The 1,498-nt window shown below is 51.2% G+C and carries 1 protein-coding gene; it reads left to right on the top strand.

Features of this window, described 5'->3' with window-relative positions; genetic code table 11:
- Positions 1-136: 136 nt before the first annotated feature.
- Positions 137-1,339: an IS4 family transposase gene (locus DQG13_RS30260; RefSeq protein WP_181593108.1), complete on the top strand. Its 1,203-nt coding sequence runs from the start codon at positions 137-139 to the stop codon at positions 1,337-1,339.
- Positions 1,340-1,498 lie beyond the last annotated feature (159 nt).

Below are 1,498 nucleotides of genomic sequence, written 5' to 3'. Positions count from 1 at the left end.
CACTAGCGTTGCATCGAGCTTACCACGGGAAATCCGTGTACATGAGAATAAAAAAAGAGTAGCCAAAACGAAAAAAATCTCCTAATGTTACGTGTAGAAGGTTACCCTTGTACACCCACAAAAGGAGACGACTATTTTGAGTGTACAGGATTCATCCGTTATCCGTCAATGTTTTTCGTTTCTTCCGTTAGAGGACCTCGAACTCCCTCTGTTCGATTACCGCAAACATAAGCTGACCGCGGATCGGGTGCTGAAAATCTTTCTCGCCGCTCAGTTGTTTGGTTGGTCCAATCTTCGCACCATCGAGTATGCGATTCGCAGTGATACCCTTATCCAATCCGCGTGTGGAGTCACTTCGGTCAGTGCCTCCCAATTAAGTCGGACTATGCAGCAGCTTCCCGTTGCGGTCACCGAAGCCTTGTTCCGCTACGTGGTGCAGTCCATCACCCAGCGAACCTCGTCCCGACCGCTTCCGCCCGGCACTTTAGCTCTCGTCGATGCTACCCATATTCACCTGCCCTTTCAACTGGCAGACTGGGCCTACGTGACGCGGGCACGAAGCGGAGTCAAGATTCATACCCGCTTGCGGGTCGTGGATGAATATACCGCCTATCCCGACAAAATTGTTCCCTCCACCGGCAACACCAGTGATTATGAGGGATCCGATGTGCTGGTCGTGGACCCGGATGTCACGTATGTGATGGACCGTGGCTTTGTGTGCTACAAACGGATGCAAAAGTGGGTGGATGACGGCTTGTCGTTTGTCGTTCGCCTGCACAACCATCATCATGCCACCGTCATAGAGGAGAGGGAGTGTCCCGAGGGAAGTTTCATTCTTCGGGATGCCACGGTAGTGCTGGGGAAAAATGCTACGACCACCATGGCCTCTCCAGTCCGGTTAGTGGAATTTGTGGATGAACAGGGCAGACTATTTCGGCTAGCGACCACCCTTTGGGAGCACAGTGCCACAGAAATTGCGAACATCTACCGGCAACGCTGGCTCATTGAGCTGTTCTTCAAATGGATCAAGCAGCATCTGAAGGTGGCCACCTTGTACAGTCACCAGCCGGAAGGAGTATGGAACCACATTTTTCTGGCATTGGTGGCGTACGGTGTGAGCTACCTCTTATGGCTGGAAACCGGAAAGAGGCAATCGCTGTGTAACCTAATCAGGCTCTTGCGTCTGTACAGCACGAAAACCGTGGAAGCATGGCAACAGGAGATCCAGCGTTCTCCAACTCGAAGTAGCCAGGGACGACGAAAAGGGGAGCGACCTCCACTTCAGCAGCCCAAGCCACAAGAAGGGGTCATCGTCAAACCGTCGAAGAAGAAAAGGTAGAAACTGAATAAACCACCCAAAAATTAGTATATGACGGTAACCTTCTAAGGAAGTGTTGACCGTTTGGCATTGTGACCTAAACATGTAGTCTGAATATTTGGTCTATTTGGTTCGGCTATTGAGAACGCCTCTCATGGGACGGTAGATGCAACGCTAGTG

The organism is Paenibacillus sp. YN15, from assembly GCF_003285005.1.
Lineage (GTDB): Bacteria > Bacillota > Bacilli > Paenibacillales > NBRC-103111 > Paenibacillus_AR.
This window is presented reverse-complemented; position numbering and strand designations above follow the sequence as displayed.